This window comes from Micromonospora sp. MW-13 (genome assembly GCF_003434305.1).
Taxonomy (GTDB): Bacteria; Actinomycetota; Actinomycetes; order Mycobacteriales; family Micromonosporaceae; genus Micromonospora.
Window position 1 is genome coordinate 94,338 of sequence record NZ_QKKX01000015.1, and the last position, 18,571, is coordinate 112,908.

Below are 18,571 nucleotides of genomic sequence, written 5' to 3' on the forward strand. Positions count from 1 at the left end.
CAGGACTTGCCCACAACCTACTGGCCAGTAGGCTACGCCTATGACCGACAGGTACGCGAGCTTCGTCCGATCGGGTGCCGGCCGCGCGCTGGTCAAGCGCCTCGGGCTGCCCGACCCGCCACGACTGCGCCGGCACACCCCCGGCGACCCGCTGGTCCCCGGGCCGGTGCTGCTCGGCGCGGCAACCGGCGGCCGGCTCGCCGAGCCGGTCGGCAGGGTCCTGACCGCCGCCGGGGTCGCCCTGGCCGACCCGGCCGCCGCGCCCGGCCCGGAGCGGCGGCACGCCGCCCTGGTGTACGACGCCACCGGCATCACCGACTCCACCGGCCTGCGCCAGCTCCACGACTTCTTCCACCCGCAGGCCCGCTCGGTGCTGCCCAGCGGCCGGGTGATCGTGCTGGGCACCCCGCCGCAGGAGTGCGGCTCCCCCCGGGAGGCGACCGCCCAGCGCGCCCTCGAAGGGCTGACCCGCAGCATCGGCAAGGAGTTCGGGCGGGGCGTGACCGCCCAGCTCGTCCACGTCACCCCGGCCGGGGACGCGGGCACGGGCACCGGCCTGGAGGCCACCCTGCGGTTCCTGCTCTCCGGCCGGTCCGCGTACGTCTCCGGGCAGGTGATCCGGGTCGGCGCGGGCCAGGCCGAGCCGCCGGCCGACTGGGATCGACCGTTGGACGGCCAGGTCGTCCTGGTCACCGGGGCGGCCCGGGGCATCGGCGCGGCGCTGGCCCGGGTGCTGGCCCGCGACGGGGCGAAGGTGGTCGCGCTGGACGTCCCGGCCGCCGGGGACGAGCTGGCCGCCGTGGCCAACGAGATCGGCGGCACCGCCGTGCAGCTCGACCTGACCGCCCCGGACGCCCCGACCCGGCTCGCCGACCACCTGGCCGGCCGGCACGGACGCGTCGACGTGGTGGTGCACAACGCCGGCATCACCCGGGACAAGACCCTGGGCCGGATGGACGCCGACCGGTGGGACCAGGTGCTCGACGTGAACCTCTCCAGCCAGGAGCGGATCAACGACGTGCTGCTGGAGCGCGGGCTCGTACCGGCCGGCGGGCGGATCGTCTCGGTCTCCTCGATCGCCGGGATCGCCGGCAACCGGGGGCAGACCAACTACGCCACCTCCAAGGCCGGGGTGATCGGCTTGGTGCAGTCGCTCGCCCCGGTGCTGCGCGAGCGCGGGATCAGCGTGAACGCGGTCGCCCCCGGCTTCATCGAGACCCGGCTGACCGCCCGCATCCCGCTGGTGATCCGGGAGGCGGGCCGCCGGATGAACAGCATGTCCCAGGGCGGCCTGCCGGTGGACGTGGCCGAGACGATCGGCTGGCTGGCCTGGCCGGCCAGCGGGGCGATCAGCGGCAACATCGTCCGGGTCTGCGGCCAGAGCCTGCTGGGGGCGTGATGACCAGGACGGTCGTGGAGCTGGCCCGGTTGCCGCAGGCCGGCCCGCTGTACCGGCGCGCCCTGCTCGGGGCCCTGCCCGGGGCCGGCCGCTGGCGCGGCGACGCGCTGCCCGGGGTCGAGCTGACCGTCGCCGGGGTCGCCGTCGACCGGGCACACCTGGCCGACTACGACCGGGTCTGCGGGTTCCGGCTGACCGACCGGCTGCCGGCGACGTACCCGCACGTCATGGGCTTCCCGCTGGCGCTGCGGCTGATGACCGCGCCGGAGTTCCCGATGCCGCTGGTCGGGTTGGTGCACGTGGCCAACCGGATCACCGTGCACCGGCCGGTCGAGGCCGGCGAGACGCTGGACTTCCGGGCGTACGCCGAGGATCTGCGCCCGCACGACCGGGGCCGGCAGGTCGACGTGGTGCTCGTCGGATCGGTCGGCGGGAAGGAGGTGTGGCGGGGCGTCTCGACGTACCTCGGCCGGGAGCGCACGGCCGGCGGCGGCGAGCGGCGCGACCGGGGCGGGCGGCCCCCGGCGCCGGCCGCCACCGCGCACTGGCGGGTGCCGCCCCGGGTGGGCACCGACTACGCCCGGGTCTCCGGCGACCACAACCCGATCCACACCTCCCGGCTCGGGGCGCGCCTGTTCGGCTTCCCGCGCCCGATCGCGCACGGCATGTGGAGCAAGGCGCGCTGCCTGGCCGCCCTGGAGAGCCGGCTGCCGGACGCGTACACGGTCGACGTGGCGTTCAAGCTGCCGGTGCCGCTGCCGTCCACGGTGGCCCTCACCGCGACCGCCGACGGCGCGTCCTGGACGTTCGCCCTGCACGACGCGCGCGCCGGCCGCCCGCACCTGGCGGGCACCGTCCACTGACCGCCCACCCCTGTCGGAGCCCGGGGGCTTGTCGGTCACTCGTTCGTGGGATAAGTTGTTCTCAGATTGAGTTGTTCTCAGAGTGAGAGAGACGACGTGAACGAGCAGGAGTTCCTTGCCGGCTACGACCCACGGGACTATCCGGCCGTCGCCGTGACCGTGGACGTGGTCGCGCTGACCATTCGCGAGGGCGCGCTGCACCTGCTGCTCGTCCGCCGGGGCGCGCCGCCGTTCGAGGGTCACTGGGCGCTGCCCGGCGGATTCGTCCGCCCCGAGGAGGACCTGGCCGCCGGCGCACGCCGGGAGCTGGCCGAGGAGACCGGGCTCGGCGGCGAGCGGCTGCGCCGCCTCCACCTGGAGCAGCTCGCCAGCTACGGCGTCCCCGACCGGGATCCCCGGATGCGGGTCGTCTCGGTGGCCCACCTCGCGTTCGCCCCCGACCTGCCGGACCCGGCCGCCGGCAGCGACGCCGACGAGGCGCTCTGGCTGCCGGTCAGCGCGCTGGCCAGCCGGCAGCTCGCCTTCGACCACGCCCGGGTCATCGAGGACGGGTTGGAGCGGGCCCGGTCCAAGCTGGAGTACACCCCGCTGGCCACCCGCTTCCTGGACGCCGAGTTCACCGTCACCGAGCTGCGCGGCGTCTACGAGACGGTCTGGGGGCACCCGCTGCACCCGGGCAACTTCCACCGCAAGGTGCTCTCCGTGCCGGGCTTCGTGGAGAGCACCGGCGCCAGCACCGAGCGCGGTGGCACCCGCGGCGGCCCGCGCGCCAAGCTCTACCGGGCCGGCGACGCCCGGCTGCTGCACCCGGCGCTGCTGCGCCCGGCGCGGGAGGAGACGGTGCGATGAGGACCGACGAGGCCATCCGGCTGGTCGCGGCGGCCCGCACCGACGCCGACCTGTTCGGCGCCGACGCGTCGGCGCACCGGTACCGCGAGCTGGTCGCGGCCCTGCACCCCGACCGGCTGGGCGCGCTCGACGAGGCGGTACGCGCCGAGGCCACCGACGCGTTCGTCCGGGTCACCACCCGCTGGCGGGCCAACCAGGTGATCGTCCTCGGGGCGTACCGGCTCGGCCCGCTCGCCCACACCGGCGACCTGGCCGACCTGTACGACGTCGGCGCGAACCGGCTGCTCAAGTTGCCCCGCGACCCCACCGACAACGACCTGATGGACCGCGAGGCGCACGCCCTGCGCACCGTCGAGGAGCGGGGCGACCCGCGCTACCTGCCCTACGTGCCCCGGCTCGTCGACTCCTTCCGGCACCGGGACGCGGCGACCGGCGCCCAGCGGCGGATCAGCGTGCTGGCCACCGCGCCCGGGCTGCACAGCCTGGACGAGGTCCGCCGGGCGTACCCGGACGGGCTGGACGCCCGGGACGCGGCCTGGATGTGGCGGCGGCTGCTGGTCGCCCTCGGCCTGGCCCACCGGGCCGGCGTGGTGCACGGCGCGGTGCTGCCCCGGCACGTGCTGATCGAGCCGGACGGGCACGGCGTGGTGCTCGTGGACTGGTGCTTCTCGGTGGTCGGCGAGGGCACGGTCCCGGCGCTGGTGCCCGGCCACGAGGACTGGTACCCGCCCGAGGTCGCCGCGAAGCGGCCCTGCGGGCCGGGCACCGACCTGGCGATGGCCGCCCGCTGCATGACCTGGCTGATGGGCGACCGGGCCCCGCGCGAGCTGCACGCCTTCGCCGACGGCTGCCGCCGACCGGCCCTGAACTCCCGGCCCGACGACGCCTGGCGGCTGCTCGGCGAGCTGGACGAGGTGCTGGAGCGGCTCTACGGGCCGCGCACCTTCCGACCCTTCACCCTCAACCCCTAGGGAGGCTGCCATGGGCAGTGGAATGTGGTCCACCGACGTGTACGACGCCGCCGACCGGTACCGCCGGGCCACCGGCAAGAGCACGTTCTCCTACAGCGACAGCGGGGCGCGCACCGTGCACCCGGCCCTCGACCCGCGCGGCGCGGTACGGGAGAGCCGCGACTCGGCCGAGCACCCGCAGTCGACGGCCATCTCGGTGCTGTTCGACGTGACCGGCTCGATGGGAAACGTGCCCCGCACCCTCCAGACCAAGCTGCCGCAGCTACTCGGGCTGCTGCTGCGCCAGGGGTACGCCCGCGACCCGCAGATCATGTTCGGCGCGATCGGCGACGCCACCTGCGACCGGGTGCCGTTGCAGGTCGGGCAGTTCGAGTCGGACAACCGGATGGACGACGACCTCGGCCGGATCGTGCTGGAGGGCGGCGGTGGCGGCCAGATGACGGAGTCCTACGAGCTGGCCATGTACTACATGGCCCGGCACACGGTCACCGACTGCTGGGAGAAGCGGGGCCGGCGCGGCTACCTGTTCGTCATCGGCGACGAGCTGGCCTACCCCAGGGTGGACCGGCGGCAGGTCAGCCGCCTGATCGGCGACGACCTGGGCGAGGACGTGCCGCTGCGGCAGATCGTCGACGAGGTGACCCGCCGCTGGGACACGTACTACCTGCTCCCCGCCAGCAGCCACTACGCCGGCAACGCCAAGGTGCTGGACTTCTGGCGCGACCTGCTCGGGCAGAACGCCGTCGTGCTGGACGACCTGGACGCCGTCTGCGAGACCATCGCGCTGACCGTCGGCCTCGGCGAGCAGGCCGTCGACCTGGACCAGGGCCTGGCGGACCTGAAGCGGGCCGGCTCGACGGCCACCGGCACCGTGTCGAAGGCGCTGGCCCGACTCGGCGGCGGCCCGCGGGACCAGGTGTGCGCGCTGCCGGCCCCGTCGGCGCCGCCGGCGACCAGGGGGGTCACCCGGCTGTGAACCACGTGACGGTGGTCGACCTCGGCTACGGCGACGCCGGCAAGGGCACCGTCGTGGACTGGCTCTGCGCAACCCGGCCGGTCCACACGGTGGTCCGCTTCAACGGGGGCGCGCAGGCGGCGCACAACGTCGTCCTGAGCGACGGGCGGCACCACACGTTCGCGCAGTTCGGGGCGGGAACGTTCCGCCCCGGGGTGCGGACCCACCTGGCGCGGCACGTGGTGGTGGACCCGCTGGCCCTGGCCGCCGAGGCCGACCACCTCGCCTCGGTGGGGGTGCCCGACGCGCTCGACCGGCTCACGGTCGACGGGGAGGCGCTGCTGGCGACCCCGTACCACCGGGCCGCCAACCGGGCCCGGGAGCTGGCCCGGGGAGCCGACCGGCACGGCTCCTGCGGGCTGGGGGTGGGCGAGGCCGTCGCGTACGGTCTCGCCCACCCCGACGAGGCACCACGGGTGGCGGACTGCCGCAATCCTGCGGTACTGCGCCGCCGGCTCGCCGCGCTGCGGGACCGGCTGACCGCCGAACTCGGCCCGCTGGACGCTCCGCCGGTGGCGGACTGCCTGCCCGCGTTCACCGGGTTCGCCGGCCGGGTGGCGATCGTCGACCGGGCGTACCTGGCCGGGGTGCTGCGCGCCGGGACCTGCGTCTTCGAGGGGGCGCAGGGGGTGCTGCTCGACGAGTGGCACGGCTTCCACCCGTACACGACGTGGAGCACCACCACGTTCGCCAACGCCGAGGCCCTGCTCGCCGAGGCGGGGCTGGCCGGGCGGGCCGAACGGCTGGGCGTGCTGCGGATCGCCACCACCCGGCACGGCCCCGGGCCGCTGGTCACCGAGGACCCGGCGCTGCCGCTGGCCGACCCGCACAACCCGACCAACCCGTGGCAGGGGCGGTTCCGGTTCGGCCACTTCGACGCGGTCGCCCACCGGTACGCGCTGGAGGTGGCCGGCGGGGTCGACGGCCTCGCGCTCACCCACCTCGACCTGGCCGACCGGGGGCTGCGGATATGCCGGCGCTACGGCAGCGTCGACCGGCTGGCCCCCGGGCCGCCCGGCGACCTGGACCGGCAGGCCGCGCTCACCGCCCGCCTGCTGGCGGCCCGCCCGGTGTACGACGACGGCCCACCGGCCGACTGGCCCTCGGCGGTGGAGGAGGCGCTGGGCACCCCGGTGGTGCTGACCTCCCGCTCGCCCACCGCCGAGGGCAAGGCGGCCCGGACGGGCACCCTGTTGGCGCCCGCCGGCTAGGCCGGGTCGCCGCCCAGGTAGGTGAGCATGGCCTCCCGGCTGCGCGGCAGCCCGTACTCGCCGACGAGCATGCTGAAGTTGCCGAACGTCCGGCCGTTGATCTGCCAGGGCTCGGGCGAGCGGGCCAGCACCTCCACGAGCCGGCGCTGGCGCGGGGCCAGCGCGGCGGGGGGCACCCCCTCGGACAACCGGCCGTCCGGGAACGCGAGGCGCAGCGCCTCGGTGGCCACCGGCAGGGCCGCGGAGCCGGTGACGGTGGGCAGCCGGCCGAGCAGCGCGTCGAACGCCCGGTCCGTGTGCCGGGGGTCCACCAGGCGCAGGGACAGCCCGGCGTACCCGGCCAGGTCGCCGTCGTGGAACGGCACCTCGACCCCGTCCCCCGCCGGTCGACGTCGCGACCCGTCGGGCGAGGCGGCCACCCAGGCCAGCAGCTCGTCCACCGTCGCCTGGTCGGTCTCCGCGCCGAGCACCCGGGCCCGGCCGACCGCTGCGGCCCAGCGGACCACCGGGCGCGGGTCGGCCAGCAACCCGGCGTCCGGCGCGCTGCCCAGCAGCCCGGACGCCACCACGGCGGTGGCCACCTCGTCGGCGTCCGACGCGGCGTCGCGGACCGCGGCCAGCGCGGCCACGCTGCCGGCCGCGTCCTCCGGGAACCAGGCGAGGGCGTAGGCCGCCCCGACCCGCACCCCCGGTTCCGGGCGGGTGAGCAGGCTCCGCAGCAGGGGCACCCCGGCCCGCGCCGCGTCGTACGCGGCCAGCTCGATGTACGCCCACAGCCGCCCCTGATCCTCCGCGCTCAGCGACTCGACGTACTCGTACTCGACATACTCCTTCTCCTCGTCGTCGTCCTCGTCGTCCTCGTCCTCGTCGCACGGGGGCGGCTTGGCGGCGAGCAGCTCCCGCCCACCGTCGGCGGCCCGGCGGAACTCCGCCACCGGGAAGCCCTCGGGCAGCCACCTCTCGTCGTAGCCGATCGCGAGCGCCGTGATCAGGTAGAGCCCCAGCTCCGGGTCCGGTGTGGCCGGGTCGCCGGCCAGTTCGAGCAGGAACGGCAGCGCGTACGCCGAGGCCTCGTACCGGGAGCCCTGGTGGAAGATGTTGGCGTACAGCGCGCCGATGGCCGTCTGCCGCTCCTGCGGGTCGGGCGAGCGCAGGGCGCGAAGCTGGCCGGGCACGTCGCCGGCCGAGCCGTAGGCGTGGCCGAGCCGCCGCCAGTCGATCTGGTCCAGTCCGTCAAGCACGGCCACATCCTCGTGCACCCCACCGACAGTCCCGTGCCGGCCTCACTCCTCCGGCGGGCGCCAGGTGACCCCGCGCAGGAGTTGGTCGGCACCGAGCCAGGCGACGTTCATCATCCGGGTGGCGGTCTTCTCCGGGTCCGCCCCGGGGTGGTCGGCGAGCCAGTCGGCCAGCGACTCGCTCGCGCCGACCAGGGCGTACGCGACGACCTCCAGGTCGGTGCCGCTCACCTCGCGCCCCCGGGCGCGCAGCGCGTGGTCGAGCATCCCGGCGACCACCTCGACGAGCCGGGACCGCATGGCGGCCAGTTCCCCGGCGAACGGCTGCGAGCCCCGGGCCTGCCGGTAGAGCACCGCCCAGCCGTCCCGGTGCGCCCCGACGAAGCCGAAGAACGCCCGCAGCCCGCGCCAGAGCCGCTCGTCGGCGTCCAGATCGGGGGCGGCGGCCCCGGCGATGGCCTCCGTCATCCGGGTGCCCTCGCGGTGCAGGCAGGCGACGAAGAGCTCCTCCTTGGTGCCGAGGTACGCGTAGACCATGGGCTTGGAGATGCCCGCGACCTCGGCGATCTCGTCCATGCTGGCCGCGTGGAAACCGCGCCGGGAGAAGACCCGGACGGCCGCGTCGAGCATCTGCTGCTCGCGTACGGCCCGGGGCAGGCGCTTGAAGGTGGGGGTGCTGGGCACCTTGCGAGCATACCTACTCATGCGTAGGGTTACGCTTGAGTAACCACAGTCGCCGCCCGAGAGGTGCATCTCCCATGACCGACTTCGACCCGGCCAACTTCGCCAACTACGGCCCGAAGGAGTTCGCCCAGCTGGTCAAGTCCACCCCCGACGACAAGATCGCCGAGGTGATGTCCGGCGACCTGCGCGGCAAGGTCCTGAGCGAGGTCTTCGGCCGGATGCCCTCGCTGTTCCGCGACGACCGGGCCGGGGCCACCAACGCGGTGATCCACTGGAACATCACCGGCCGCCCCGACGGTGGCACCGACACGTACGAGATCGCCATCGCCGACGGCGCCTGCACGGTCAACGAGCCCCCGCAGCACGACCCGAAGCTGAGCCTCACCATGGGCCCGGTCGAGTTCCTGAAGATCGTCTCCGGCGGGGCCAACCCGGTCATGATGTTCATGACGGGCAAGCTGAAGGCCAAGGGCGACCTGGGCCTGGCCGCCAACATCGCCAACCTGTTCGACATCCCCAAGGCCTGACATGGCCGAGTTCTCGCTCGACCTGAACGAGGAACAGCGGGACCTGCGGGACTGGGTGCACGGCTTCGCCGCCGAGGTCGTGCGCCCGGCCGCCGCCGAGTGGGACGCCCGGGAGGAGACTCCCTGGCCCGTCATCCAGGAGGCGGCGAAGGTCGGCCTCTACGGCTTCGAGTTCCTCGCCACCTGTTGGGCCGACCCCACCGGCCTGTCCCTGCCGATCGCCAGCGAGGAGCTCTTCTGGGGCGACGCCGGCATCGGCCTGGGCATCTTCGGCACCTCGCTCGCGGTGGCCGCCATCTACGGCGCGGGCACCCCCGACCAGCTCGTCGAGTGGGTCCCGCAGTGCTTCGGCGACGTGGACTCACCCGCCGTCGCGGCGTTCTGCACCACGGAGCCGGAGGCCGGCTCCGACGTCGGAGCGATGCGCACCCGGGCCGGCTACGACGAGGCCACCGACGAGTGGGTGCTGCGCGGGCAGAAGGCGTACGCCACCAACGGCGGGATCGCCGGGGTGCACGTGGTCACCGCCTCGATCGACCCGGAACTCGGCTCGCGCGGCCAGGCCGCGTTCGTCGTACCGCCGGGGACCGCCGGGTTGAGCGCCACCCGGAAGCTGCGCAAGCTGGGGCTGCGCGCCTCGCACACGGCGGACGTCTTCCTCGACGACGTCCGGGTGCCGGGCCGCTGCCTGCTCGGCGGCCGGGAGGCCCTGCTGGAGCGGCTCGACCGGGCCCGCTCCGGCCAGCGCGCCTCCGGCCAGGCCGCGATGCGCACCTTCGAGCTGTCCCGGCCCACCGTCGGCGCGCAGGCGCTCGGCGTGGCCCGGGCCGCCTACGAGTACGCCCTCGACTACGCGAAGGACCGGGTCCAGTTCGGCCGGCCGATCATCGAGAACCAGGCCGTCGCGTTCGCGCTGGCCGACATGAGGATGGAGATCGACGCGGCCCGGCTGCTGGTCTGGCGGGCGTCCTGGATGGGCCGCAACAACCGCCCGTTCACCGCCGGCGAGGGCTCGATGTCGAAGCTCAAGGCCGGCGAGGTGGCCGTGTCGGTCACCGAGAAGGCGGTCCAGTTGCTCGGTGGGGCCGGCTTCCTGCGGGACCACCCGGTCGAGCGCTGGTACCGGGACGCGAAGATCTACACCATCTTCGAGGGCACCTCCGAGATCCAGCGGCTGGTCATCTCCCGGGCCATCTCCGGCGTACACGTCCGCTGACCTGCGGCCCAGCACCCTCGCACCACCACGCGCGACCACCGCGTCGGCCTCTCCCCACCGAGCGCCGGCGCGGTGGCGACCGGCACCGGAGGGGCCCGCGAGCCGGGCGTGGCCGGCCCCCAGGACGACGCTGGCGACCCGACCAGCCACGCCCGGCGAGGAGCCCCCGGTGGGCCCTTACGCACCGCCGAAGGAGGCCGCGCATGGACCTGCCGTTCGTCGTCGCCACGCTGACCCGGCGCGGGCTGCTCACCCCGGGCCGGCCGATCCGGGTCGTCTCCCAGCTCAGCGCGCTGCGCAGGTGGGGCTGGGGCCTCGCCGGTGAGCTGCGCCAGGCCGCCGCCCGGGACCCGGGCCGCACCGCCGTCGTCGACGAGTTGGGCGCCGAGCTGACGTACCGGGACCTGCTGGACCGGGCCGAACGGCTGGCGAAGTCGCTGCGCGGCGCGCTCGGCGTCCAGGTCGGGGACCGGATCGGGCTGCTCTGCCGCAACCACCACGGGCTGATCGAGGCCATGGTGGCCACCACCCTGCTCGGCGCGGACGCGGTGCTGGTCAACTCCGGGCTCTCCGCCGCGCAGCTCGCCGCCGTGGCCGAGGAGCAGGCGCTCAGGGTCCTGGTGCACGACGCCGAGTTCGCCGACCGGCTCCCCGGCCTCCCCGCCGGGCTGCACCGGGTCGACGAGGCCCGGCTGGAGAACCTGGTCGCGGGCGGGCCGCCCGGCGACCTCCGGCCGCCGCCGCGCGACGGCCGGACCGTCGTGCTCACCTCCGGCACCACCGGCGCGCCCAAGGGTGCCCGCCGGCCCACCCCGCACGGCTTCGGCCCGCTGGTGTCCATCATCGACCGCATCCCGCTGCACGTCCGGGACACCGTGCTGATCGCCGCGCCGCTGTTCCACACCTGGGGGTACGCCGCCCTCCAGGTCTGCTTCGCCCTGCGGGCGACCATCGTGCTGCACCGCCGCTTCGACCCGGCCGCCACGCTGGACGCGCTGGCGGCGCGGCGCTGCGACGCCATGTTCGCCGTCCCGGTGATGGTGCAGCGGCTGATGGAGGTTCCGCCGCCCGACCGGAGGCCGCCGCTGAAGGTGGTCGCCGTCAGCGGATCCGCGCTGCCCGGCGGGCTGGCCACGACGTTCATGGACACCTACGGCGACGTCCTCTACAACCTGTACGGCTCCACCGAGGTCTCCTGGGCGTCCATCGCGGGCCCCGCCGACCTGCGCCGGGCACCCACCACCGCCGGCCGGCCGCCGCACGGCACCCGGCTGCGGATCCTCGACGAGGAGGGTCGACCGCTCCCCGACGGCCGGGTCGGCCGGATCTTCGTGGGCAACGAGATGCTGTTCGAGGGCTACACCTCGGGGGCGGGCCGGGAGAGCCGGGACGGCCTGCTGGACACCGGGGACCTCGGCCGGGTCGACGCCGACGGGCTGCTCTTCGTCGACGGGCGGGCCGACGACATGATCGTCTCCGGCGGGGAGAACGTCTTCCCGTCCGAGGTGGAGGACCTGATCGCCCGGCTCCCCCAGGTCCGGGAGGTGGCCGTGATCGGCGTGCCGGACCCCGAGTACGGCCAGCGACTCGCCGCGTTCCTCGCCCTGCGTCCCGGCGAGACGCTGGACCCGGAGGCGGTCCGCGAGTACGTCCGGCACTACCTGGCCCGGTTCTCCGTACCCCGGGACGTGGTCTTCGTGAAGTACCTGCCGCGCAACGCCACCGGCAAGGTGCTGAGCCGCGAGCTGCGCCGCTACTACGGCTGACGGGCCGTCCCGGCACGGCTGAGGGGTTCTCCCCGGCCGCCGACCGGGCACACCAGGGTCTCTCCCGAGCCGCCGACCGGGGTGTGCCGGGGGACTCTCCCGGATGCCCCCGGGCTCCCCCGACGGGCAGGCTCGACGGCATGAAGATCATGAATCGCCGGACCGTCCTCGTCGCCACGTCGCTCGGCGCCCTGCTGACCATCACCGCCCCCGGCGCGGTCACCGCCGCTCCGCGCACCCCCGACGCCGGGGCTGCCGGCTCCGGGGCGGCCTCGACGGCGGCGCTCGGCCGGGGCGGCACCCTCGACCCCGGCCCCCTCCGGGCGGCGATCGCCGGCCTACCCGGCGCCGACGCGACCAGCGCCCAGGTGCGGATCACCACCCCGGAGGGCTGCTGGACGGACGCCACCGGAGTACGGGACCTGCGCACCCAGGCCCCGGTGCCGCCGCACGCGCGGTTCCGGGTGGGCAGCGTCAGCAAGGTCTTCACCGCCGCGTTGGTGCTGCGACTCGCCAGCGAGGGGCGGGTCGACCTCGACGGGTCGGTGCAGGGGTACCTGCCCGGCCTGCTGCCCGCCGACTACCCGACCGTGACCGTCCGCCAGTTGCTCGACCACACCAGCGGCATCCCCAGCCCGGCCGTGCCGGGCGACGTCGAGTGGCAGCTCGCCCACCGGTACGACCGGTGGACCCCGGAGCAGATCGTCCGGCTCGGGCTGGACAACCGCCGGGAGTTCGAGCCCGGGGAGAAGCAGCACTACACCAACATGGGCTACATCGTCGCCGGCCTGCTGATCGAGAAGGTCACCGGCCACTCGTACGCGGCAGAGCTGGACCGGCGGATCGCCCGGCCGCTCGGCCTGCGGGACACCTACGCGCCGGGCGACGACCCGCGCATCCACGGCCCGCACGCGCACGGCTACCAGGCCGTGGTCCGCGGCGGGGCGACCGAGCTGGTGGATGCGACCACCTGGAGCCAGACCTTCACCCCGGCCTCCGGGGACGTCATCTCCAGCCTGGCCGACCTGGACACCTTCACGACGGCGCTGTTCGCCGGCCGAGTGGTGCCGGAGCCGCAGCTCACCGAGATGTTCACCCTGCCGCCGGTGGACGATGCGGAGGGCGGGCCGGCCCGGTACAGCGCCGGGCTGACCGCCCTGGCGCTGCCGAGCGGCGAGACCCTGTGGGCCAAGACCGGCTCCCGGTTCGGCTACCTGGCCGCGGTGGCCTCGACGCGCGACGGCCGGTTCCGGGTGGAGTACTCGATCACCGCGACGGACGCCAAGGGCGAGGAGTTGAGCGTCACCGCCCAGGCCGTCATCGCCGCCGCCCTCGGCCTGGCCTGACCGCCGGGCCGAGCCGGCCGCCGCGAACGCCGGCCACCCTGCCGCGCGCGGCCCCGCGCGTTCGGGGCGGCGTCCGGGTGGCCCAGACACGCCACCAGGGGTGAACGTGACAGCCGGGCCCACAGTGGCCGGTGTCGCCCCTGAGCCGTCCACCCGACGGGAGCGGGGGCAGCCCGATCAGCCGGGGATCGTGATCCGGCCGTCGACCGCCGCGGCGGCGATGTCGGTGCGGTGGTGCGAGCCGGCCAGCCCGATGCCGCCGACCAGCGCGTACGCGGCGTCCCGCGCGGCGGCGAGGGTGGCCCCGGTGGCCGTACCGCAGAGGACCCGGCCGCCCGCGGAGAGCAACGCGCCGTCGGCGGCCCGGCGGGCGGTGCCCGCGTGGATCACGCCCGGACGGTCGGCACCGGTGATCACGTCGCCGGTGCGTGGGGTGCCCGGGTAGTTGTCGGCGGCCACCACCACGGTCACCGCCGCGCCGTCGCGCCAGCGCAGCGGCGGGTGCGCGGCCAGCGTGCCGGTCGCAGCCGCGTGCAGCAGGCCGCCGAGCGGGGTCTCCAGCAGGGCGAGGACGACCTGGGTCTCCGGGTCGCCGAAGCGGGCGTTGAACTCGATCACCCGCGGCCCGTCGGCGGTGATCGCCAGGCCGACGTAGAGCAGGCCGGCGAACGGGGTGCCCCGGCGGCGCATCTCCGCCAGGGTCGGGTGGACGACGTCGGCCATCACCTCGTCGACCAGGCCGGACGGCGCCCAGGGCAGCGGCGCGTACGCCCCCATGCCGCCGGTGTTCGGGCCGGAGTCGCCGTCGCCGACCCGCTTGAAGTCCTGCGCGGGCAGCAGCGGCACCGCCGCCTCGCCGTCGGTGACCACGAAGAGGGAGACCTCGGGGCCGGCCAGGTACTCCTCGACGACGACCCGGCCGCACTCCTGCGCGTGCCGCAGCGCGGCGGCCCGGTCGTCGGTGACGACGACCCCCTTGCCGGCGGCCAGCCCGTCGTTCTTCACCACGTACGGCGCGCCGAACTCGTCCAGCGCGGCGGCGGTGGACGCCTCGTCGGCGCAGGTGTACGCCCGCGCGGTCGGCACGCCGGCGGCGGTCATCACGTCCTTGGCGAACGTCTTCGAGCCCTCCAGCCGGGCGGCCTCGGCGGACGGCCCGAACGCGGCGACGCCCTTGGCGCGCACGGCGTCGGCGACCCCGGCGACCAGCGGCGCCTCGGGCCCGATCACCACCAGGTCGGCCCGGGTCTCCACAGCCAACGCGGCGACCGCGTCGGGATCGGCAACGTCCACCGCCCGCACCCCGGCCACCCCGGCGATCCCGGGATTACCGGGCGCCGCGATCAGATCCTCGACGTCCGGATCCGCGCAGAGCCCGAGCGCAAGCGCATGCTCCCGCCCCCCACCACCCAAAAGAAGTACCCGCACGACCCGGAATCCTACCCACCCCCACTCCCCCGCCCGTTGATCATGAAGTTGTTGTCGGCCGCCTGGCGTGTCGCGGGCAACAACTTCATGATCACCGGAGGTGGGCGGCCCTGAGTGCCTGGCGGACGGCCCAGGGGATGTAGTCGGGGCGCAGGGTGTCCGACCAGGTGAAACGCAGGACCCGCCAGCCCGCGTTGACCAGTCGGTTCTGGCGTCGACGGTCGGCGTAGACCGCCTGCGGACCGCTGTGCGGCTCCCGCCCGTCAGCCTCGGCGATCAGACGCGCGGCACGCCAACCGAGGTCACCGATGCCGAGCAGGTAACCGTCGGCGTCACGCACCTCCAACTGGAGCACCTCGGGCGGCACCCCGCCGTCGACGCAGCGCAGCCTCGTCCGGGTCTCCAGCGGCGACTGCGCCAGACCGTCCGCCTCGGTGAGGTGGAGGCGGGCCGAGACCGCTCCCCGCCTCCCCCGGATCATGGACGGGATCAGGCGCAATTCCTCGGGCCCGAGGAGCCCTCGGTTCAGCGCGGAGTCGAGCAGGGACACAGCGGCGTAGCGGTGCTCACGAAGGATGAGGTCGGAGACGGTACGCAGGGGCCCGGTCGCCGCGATCCCCCCGACCGATCCGAGCTGACCCGGCGCGATCACCAACTGGTGGACGACCACCTCGGGATACGTGGCGCGGGCCGGCCTGGCGACCGCCCCGGGCACGGACAGGTGTATCGCGTCGGACCGGGGCAGCCCCGCGATCCGGTGCAACTCGGCGGCGGTCCCGAGGACGGCGGCTGCGCCCGGGCCGAAGGACGCCACCGCCGCCCTGATCCGGGCCACCCGGGGGACGCCGTCATACAGGTCGGCGTCCACGAGGTAACCGCCTCGCGCGATCGCCCGCCACCGCCCCGAGCGGCACAACCGTTGCACCTCGTGCACGGTGAGACCGGCGGCACGCGCCTGCGCCAACGTCACGACGCCGTCCTGCGCAGCGGCAACCCGCCGCACCACCCCCACCGCATCCACCAAACCAGATTCCCGCCCCCACCCGCCCCCCCGAAACCCCCTGTGGAAAACCCCCACCCCCCTGTGGAAAACCCCCGCCACCCGCCTGCGTTGATCATGAAGCTATTGCCTCGACACGCCGAGATGGCGGGCAATAACTTCATGATCAACGGGGCTGGAGGGGTGGGAGGGAGGGAGGGTGGGAGGTGGGTGGGAGGGAGGTGGGTGGGTTAGGGGAGGAGGGGGTGGCGGGTGACGTTTTCTTCGCGGCCTGGGCCCACGCCGACGATGCTGACTCGGGTGCCGCAGATCTCCTCGATGCGGGCGATGTAGCGTCTCGCGTTCTCCGGGAGTTCGGCCTCGGTCCTCGCCTTGGTGATGTCCTCCCACCAGCCGTCGAGCTCCTCGTAGATCGGAGTCGCGTGGTGGAACTCGGTCTGCGTCATCGGCATGTCGTCGAAGCGCTCGCCGTCGATCTCGTACCCGACGCAGATCGGCACCTTGGGCAGGCCGGTCAGCACGTCCAGCTTGGTGACGACCAGGTCGGTGACGCCGTTGAGGCGGCAGGAGTACCGGGCGACGACGGCGTCGAACCAGCCGCACCGGCGCTCCCGGCCGGTCGTCGTGCCGTACTCGTGGCCGACCTTGCGCAGGTGCTGGCCGTTGTCGTCGAACAGCTCGGTCGGGAACGGGCCGGAGCCCACCCGGGTGGTGTACGCCTTGCTGACCGCGATCACCTTGTTGATCGCCGTCGGCGGGATGCCGGCGCCCACGCACGCCCCGCCCGCAGTCGGGTTCGACGAGGTCACGAAGGGGTACGTGCCGTGGTCCATGTCGAGCATGGTGGCCTGGGCGCCCTCCAGCAGGACCGTCTCGCCCCGGTCGAGGGCGTCCCAGAGCATCACCCGGGTCTCGGCGATGTACGGTTTGAGCCGCTCGGCGTACTCCAGGTACTCCTCGACGGTCGCCTCGACGTCGATCGCCTTGCGGTTGTACACCTTGAACAGGATCTGGTTCTTCTCGCGCAGCGCGAGTTCCAGCTTCTTGCGCAGGATGCCCGGGTCGAGCAGGTCCTGGAGCCGGATGCCCATCCGGGCGACCTTGTCCCCGTAGGCCGGGCCGATGCCCCGGCCGGTGGTGCCGATCCGGGAGCTGCCCAGGTACCGCTCCACCACCCGGTCGAGGGCCCGGTGGTGCGGCATGATCAGGTGCGCGTCGCCGGAGATCCGCAGCCGGGACACGTCCACCCCGCGCTCGGCGAGGCCGTCGATCTCGGTCAGCAGCACCTTCGGGTCGACCACCACACCGTTGCCGATGATGATCATCGCGCTCGGCGAGAGCGCGCCGGACGGCATCAGGTGCAGCGCGTACTTCTGCCCGTCAGGGGTGATCACCGTGTGGCCGGCGTTGTTGCCGCCGGAGTAGCGCACGACGTAGTCGACCCGCTCACCCAGCAGGTCGGTAACCTTGCCCTTGCCCTCGTCGCCCCACTGAGCGCCGATGAGCACGATCGCTGGCATCTTTTCCGCCTCCAGAAGGCTCGGGTGCCAGGTGGCGACCGGTCGGCGAGCCCGGGGTGTCAGGCTAACAAGAGGTCACGGCGGGACCAGCAGGGGTTCGTCGAGAGTCAGGAGGCTCCTTCGTGTACGACGTGGTGCTGCTCACCCTCGGCTCGGAGCGGGACGCTCCCGGCGGGGGCTGCGGCAGCGGCGAAGCCTGCTGCGGCGGTGCCACCGGGGACGCCCCCGAGCGGGCCGAGGAACGGTGCGAGACCCCCCGGGTGCCGGTGCTGGCCTGCGCGGACGCGCTGACCGCCCGGGGCGCCCGGGTGGAGATGGTCACCGCCCGCTCGGACGCGGAAATCGACGAGGTGCTGGCCCGGCTCGACGCCCCGCCCCGCCCCGACGGGCTCACCTGGCCCGACCCCGACTCGAAGACCCGGCTGGTTGTCGCCACGGCCAGCGACGGCCAGTTGCGCGCCGTCGTGCGCCGGCTCGTCCGGCGGTACGCCCCGCCGCCCAGCCGCCGCCCAGCCGACCTGCCCGGGAACCGTACGGTGCCGGACCTGCCGCCGGTGGGCGTACTCCCGCTCGATCCGGCCAGGGGCGGCGGGCACCGTGACCTGGCGGCGCAGCTCGGGCTGCCGCGCGACCCGGCTGCCGTGGCCGCCGCGGTGCTGGACGGTGCCCCCCGCCGGCTCGACCTGCTGCGCAACGACGGCGGCTCGGTGACGCTGGACGGCGCGCTGCTCGGCGCCGCCGACGACGCCGGCCGGCCGCTGCACTGGCGGGGCCGGGTCGAGGTCGACGACGCCGTGCTCTCGGCGGGCGACGATCCCCTCCTGGCCTGTGCCATCGGCAACGCGGGCGGGTACGCCCGGCTCGACGGGCTGCCCCTGCTCACCGCCGGAGACCCGACGGACGGCGTGGTCGAGGTTGCGGTGGCCGTTCCCGTGGTGACCCGCTCGGCGTTGGGCAGGAAGCGGGTGCGGTTCGAGGTACGCCGGGCGCGGGGGCGGGCGGTGGCCGTCATCCCGCGCGACGAGCGGGTGCCCTACCTCGACGACGGGGTCGAGGGGGAGCTGAGCCGGAAGCGGTCGTGGTGGACCGAACCGGGCGCCTGGGCGGTCTGGACGGCCTGACCAACTTCCCCGGCGGTCCGCGGTGGCGACGCCCCGACCCGGGTACGGCCACCGGGCCGGGTACGGCACCGGGCCGGGTACGGCACCGGGCCGGGTACGGCACCGGGCCCGACGATCCGCCGGCACGCTGGGGGTGTCCGGGGAGCGACTCCGGGCGCGGGCGGGGCTGGCGGAGATGCGGGCGGGGGCCGGCGGAGATCGGCGTCGATGGCCGCCGGTTCGGCCCCGGGGCCTATCCTCGGCAGAAGGAATGGGGAGGAACCGTCGTGGACGACAACGCCGACCGGGTCCACGTACCCGGCCAGCAGCCGGCTCCGGAGCGGGACATCGAACCGCTCTGGCCGCCGGAACCGACCGATCCCGGGCCGGCCGACTCCGGCCCCACGTGGGCCGTGGGCACGCCCCACCAGCCGACAC

16 protein-coding genes are annotated in these 18,571 nt (G+C 74.7%); 11 read left to right on the forward strand and 5 right to left on the reverse strand.

The genetic code is table 11. From position 1 onward, the window contains the following. The first annotated feature begins 40 nt into the window (after positions 1-40). The 6 genes from C5N14_RS10905 to C5N14_RS10930 all read left to right on the forward strand — a co-directional run bounded on the left by C5N14_RS10905 (position 41) and on the right by C5N14_RS10930 (position 6,308). Positions 41-1,399: a 3-oxoacyl-ACP reductase gene (locus C5N14_RS10905; protein WP_117667959.1), complete on the forward strand. Its 1,359-nt coding sequence runs from the start codon at positions 41-43 to the stop codon at positions 1,397-1,399. After that, positions 1,399-2,262, forward strand: coding sequence for a MaoC/PaaZ C-terminal domain-containing protein (locus tag C5N14_RS10910; protein ID WP_117667960.1), 864 nt, complete (start codon positions 1,399-1,401; stop codon positions 2,260-2,262). Before C5N14_RS10905 ends, C5N14_RS10910 begins: the two co-directional genes overlap by 1 nt. Positions 2,263-2,358: 96 nt before the next feature. Further along, the gene (locus C5N14_RS10915) at positions 2,359-3,111 is read left to right on the forward strand and encodes an NUDIX domain-containing protein (RefSeq protein WP_117667961.1); all 753 of its coding nucleotides are present in this window, start codon (positions 2,359-2,361) and stop codon (positions 3,109-3,111) included. Next, a complete protein-coding gene (locus tag C5N14_RS10920; RefSeq protein WP_117667962.1) occupies positions 3,108-4,082 on the forward strand; it encodes a serine/threonine protein kinase in 975 nt (324 codons plus the stop codon). Before C5N14_RS10915 ends, C5N14_RS10920 begins: the two co-directional genes overlap by 4 nt. A 10-nt stretch (positions 4,083-4,092) precedes the next feature. Continuing rightward, positions 4,093-5,058, forward strand: coding sequence for a hypothetical protein (locus C5N14_RS10925; RefSeq protein WP_117667963.1), 966 nt, complete (start codon positions 4,093-4,095; stop codon positions 5,056-5,058). Continuing rightward, the gene (locus C5N14_RS10930) at positions 5,055-6,308 is read left to right on the forward strand and encodes an adenylosuccinate synthetase (protein ID WP_117668019.1); all 1,254 of its coding nucleotides are present in this window, start codon (positions 5,055-5,057) and stop codon (positions 6,306-6,308) included. Before C5N14_RS10925 ends, C5N14_RS10930 begins: the two co-directional genes overlap by 4 nt. Here C5N14_RS10930 and C5N14_RS10935 read toward each other — a convergent pair. Both C5N14_RS10935 and C5N14_RS10940 read right to left on the reverse strand, forming a co-directional pair. After that, on the reverse strand, positions 6,305-7,549 hold the full coding sequence (locus tag C5N14_RS10935; RefSeq protein ID WP_128763557.1) for a HEAT repeat domain-containing protein: 1,245 nt from the start codon (positions 7,547-7,549) through the stop codon (positions 6,305-6,307). The two genes, C5N14_RS10930 and C5N14_RS10935, sit on opposite strands and share 4 nt — an antisense overlap. 42 nt (positions 7,550-7,591) lie before the next feature. Further along, positions 7,592-8,230, reverse strand: a complete 639-nt coding sequence (locus tag C5N14_RS10940) for a TetR/AcrR family transcriptional regulator (RefSeq protein WP_207892697.1) — start codon at positions 8,228-8,230, stop codon at positions 7,592-7,594. Positions 8,231-8,304: 74 nt separating this feature from the next. On the opposite strand from C5N14_RS10940, the gene C5N14_RS10945 reads away from it, so the two are divergent. From C5N14_RS10945 to C5N14_RS10960, 4 genes are all read left to right on the forward strand, one after another. Continuing rightward, positions 8,305-8,757: an SCP2 sterol-binding domain-containing protein gene (locus tag C5N14_RS10945; RefSeq protein ID WP_117667966.1), complete on the forward strand. Its 453-nt coding sequence runs from the start codon at positions 8,305-8,307 to the stop codon at positions 8,755-8,757. Between the two features lies 1 nt (position 8,758). After that, the gene (locus C5N14_RS10950) at positions 8,759-9,973 is read left to right on the forward strand and encodes an acyl-CoA dehydrogenase family protein (protein WP_117667967.1); all 1,215 of its coding nucleotides are present in this window, start codon (positions 8,759-8,761) and stop codon (positions 9,971-9,973) included. Positions 9,974-10,176: 203 nt separating this feature from the next. Next, the gene (locus C5N14_RS10955; protein WP_117667968.1) at positions 10,177-11,739 is read left to right on the forward strand and encodes an AMP-binding protein; all 1,563 of its coding nucleotides are present in this window, start codon (positions 10,177-10,179) and stop codon (positions 11,737-11,739) included. Between the two features lie 140 nt (positions 11,740-11,879). Continuing rightward, positions 11,880-13,085, forward strand: coding sequence for a serine hydrolase (locus C5N14_RS10960; RefSeq protein WP_207892698.1), 1,206 nt, complete (start codon positions 11,880-11,882; stop codon positions 13,083-13,085). A 177-nt stretch (positions 13,086-13,262) separates the two neighbouring features. On the opposite strand, the gene purD is transcribed toward C5N14_RS10960, so the two are convergent. The 3 genes from purD to C5N14_RS10980 form a co-directional block, all read right to left on the reverse strand. Beyond that, positions 13,263-14,513 carry a phosphoribosylamine--glycine ligase gene (purD, locus tag C5N14_RS10965; RefSeq protein ID WP_117667969.1) on the reverse strand — a complete coding sequence of 417 codons (1,251 nt, stop codon included), beginning with the start codon at positions 14,511-14,513 and terminating at the stop codon, positions 13,263-13,265. A gap of 91 nt (positions 14,514-14,604) precedes the next feature. After that, entirely contained in the window at positions 14,605-15,591 is a 987-nt protein-coding gene (locus C5N14_RS10970) for a type IV toxin-antitoxin system AbiEi family antitoxin domain-containing protein (RefSeq protein WP_371685830.1), read from the reverse strand. A gap of 152 nt (positions 15,592-15,743) precedes the next feature. Further along, the gene (locus C5N14_RS10980) at positions 15,744-17,033 is read right to left on the reverse strand and encodes an adenylosuccinate synthase (RefSeq protein ID WP_117667971.1); all 1,290 of its coding nucleotides are present in this window, start codon (positions 17,031-17,033) and stop codon (positions 15,744-15,746) included. Between the two features lie 122 nt (positions 17,034-17,155). Between C5N14_RS10980 and C5N14_RS10985 the strand changes: the two genes are divergently transcribed. Continuing rightward, complete coding sequence (locus C5N14_RS10985; RefSeq protein WP_117667972.1) at positions 17,156-18,154, forward strand: hypothetical protein; 999 nt, start codon at positions 17,156-17,158, stop codon at positions 18,152-18,154. Positions 18,155-18,571 lie beyond the last annotated feature (417 nt).

What these genes read in the sequence shown, in the direction of transcription:
- C5N14_RS10905 (WP_117667959.1), top strand. Translation starts at nt 41, where the DNA reads ATGACCGACAGGTACGCGAGCTTCGTCCGATCGGGTGCCGGCCGCGCG.
- C5N14_RS10910 (WP_117667960.1), top strand. Translation starts at nt 1,399, where the DNA reads ATGACCAGGACGGTCGTGGAGCTGGCCCGGTTGCCGCAGGCCGGCCCG.
- C5N14_RS10920 (WP_117667962.1), top strand. Translation starts at nt 3,108, where the DNA reads ATGAGGACCGACGAGGCCATCCGGCTGGTCGCGGCGGCCCGCACCGAC.
- C5N14_RS10925 (WP_117667963.1), top strand. Translation starts at nt 4,093, where the DNA reads ATGGGCAGTGGAATGTGGTCCACCGACGTGTACGACGCCGCCGACCGG.
- C5N14_RS10945 (WP_117667966.1), top strand. Translation starts at nt 8,305, where the DNA reads ATGACCGACTTCGACCCGGCCAACTTCGCCAACTACGGCCCGAAGGAG.
- C5N14_RS10950 (WP_117667967.1), top strand. Translation starts at nt 8,759, where the DNA reads ATGGCCGAGTTCTCGCTCGACCTGAACGAGGAACAGCGGGACCTGCGG.
- C5N14_RS10955 (WP_117667968.1), top strand. Translation starts at nt 10,177, where the DNA reads ATGGACCTGCCGTTCGTCGTCGCCACGCTGACCCGGCGCGGGCTGCTC.
- C5N14_RS10960 (WP_207892698.1), top strand. Translation starts at nt 11,880, where the DNA reads ATGAAGATCATGAATCGCCGGACCGTCCTCGTCGCCACGTCGCTCGGC.
- C5N14_RS10980 (WP_117667971.1), bottom strand. Translation starts at nt 17,033, where the DNA reads ATGCCAGCGATCGTGCTCATCGGCGCTCAGTGGGGCGACGAGGGCAAG.